This window comes from uncultured Roseibium sp., assembly GCF_947499295.1.
In the GTDB taxonomy this organism is placed as follows: domain Bacteria; phylum Pseudomonadota; class Alphaproteobacteria; order Rhizobiales; family Stappiaceae; genus Roseibium.
Genome location: NZ_CANMNP010000099.1, coordinates 1 through 1,279 on the forward strand (window position 1 = coordinate 1; position 1,279 = coordinate 1,279).

2 protein-coding genes and 1 pseudogene are annotated in these 1,279 nt (G+C 51.4%); 2 read left to right on the forward strand and 1 reads right to left on the reverse strand.

The genetic code is table 11. The annotated features are described in order from the left end of the window. Positions 1-159: 159 nt before the first annotated feature. A complete protein-coding gene (locus Q0835_RS29915; RefSeq protein ID WP_298967127.1) occupies positions 160-411 on the forward strand; it encodes a type II toxin-antitoxin system ParD family antitoxin in 252 nt (83 codons plus the stop codon). Beyond that, a complete protein-coding gene (locus Q0835_RS29920) occupies positions 404-700 on the forward strand; it encodes a type II toxin-antitoxin system RelE/ParE family toxin (RefSeq protein WP_298967129.1) in 297 nt (98 codons plus the stop codon). The genes Q0835_RS29915 and Q0835_RS29920 overlap by 8 nt, the downstream gene beginning before the upstream one ends. Before the next feature lie 136 nt (positions 701-836). Here Q0835_RS29920 and Q0835_RS29925 read toward each other — a convergent pair. Beyond that, positions 837-1,037: pseudogene (locus Q0835_RS29925) on the reverse strand (tyrosine-type recombinase/integrase); the annotation flags it as partial. Between the last annotated feature and the right edge of the window lie 242 nt (positions 1,038-1,279).

Consider the following 1,279-nt stretch of genomic DNA (forward strand, 5'->3'; position numbering starts at 1 on the left):
TCGAGCGCATCTCATGATGCTAAATTCCGGGAAAGGGGCCGCTGCGGGCCGAATAAGAATTTATGCAACAAGGCCATTGTGATTCCTCGCTCGGACGCCGAAGGTAGTTGAAATTCGGTGGAAAACGAATATATTCATAATGAATATTGGAGATTTGATATGGCATCTACAAGCATGACTCTTGGCCAGCACTGGGAAGGATTTATCCAGGACCAAATAAGGAGCGGGCGTTACGCCTCTGCAAGCGAAGTGGTCCGTGCAGGCTTGCGTGAGCTTGAGAGCAAATCAGAAAATATGGAGGCTTTGCGCGAACATCTCGCACCAGGCGCAGAACAAGCAAGGGCAGGGGAGTTTGTACCGGAGTGGTCTCCTCAGGACGTAGTAGCTCGCGCTGTCGAACGACGTGGGTGAGTACCGTCTCACTCAAAGAGCCCTGCGCGATCTGGACGCAATTGCCGACTATTCACTGGACCAGTGGGGGGCTGCGCAAACGCAAACCTATCTCGAGCAAATTGCGGTTCGGATGCAGTGGTTAGCGGACAATCCCGGCATAGGGAAGAACCGTGATGAAGTTGCCGACGGCTATCGGAGCTTTCCCGAAGGCAAGCATGTCATCTTCTATCTAATTTTGGAGGCAGAGATTGCAATCATCGGTGTGCCCCATGCCGCCATGGATATTGACGTGGAGAAGTTCACTTAAACGATTGGGCGTAAGAGAATTGTGGAATGGCCGAGTTTAGAACAGTCAAAAGTTCTATGGCCCAGAAAACAAAATGTGAAAGGCCAGAGATGAGGTGGCGAACAAGCTCAATGAAAATTGAGAGAAACTCCCACCACTAAAGCCCTGCGGCTTTCGTCAAATTCACTCGGAACCGGTCTCTTCGACGTTGGTACCGCCTGGTCATCTGGAGGGAGGCGTGTCCAAGCTGTTTTTGCACATGGCGTTCATCGACCTCAGCGTAAGAGGCGAGACCTGCGCGTAGGGAATGACCGGAGAAGAGTTTGAGCCGCTCAGCATTTGGCAATTCTGGCCGGATAACCAATCTTAACGTACTATTCTGCACTGAGCCGGAATCTACGAGAAGTTCCTCAAGGCTTTCAAAGCCGATGAACACCCCGAGGTCCTGGAGCAGCTCAATGTCGAAGCGACTCTCGCTCGGCATCGCTACTACGACGCATACAACGCGGATCGGGCTCAATGAGCTAGGCCGTGTGGACGAATTGACTCAGGTATATGTTTTGGGATTCCGGATTTGATTTCAAAGTGATTCATAGGTTG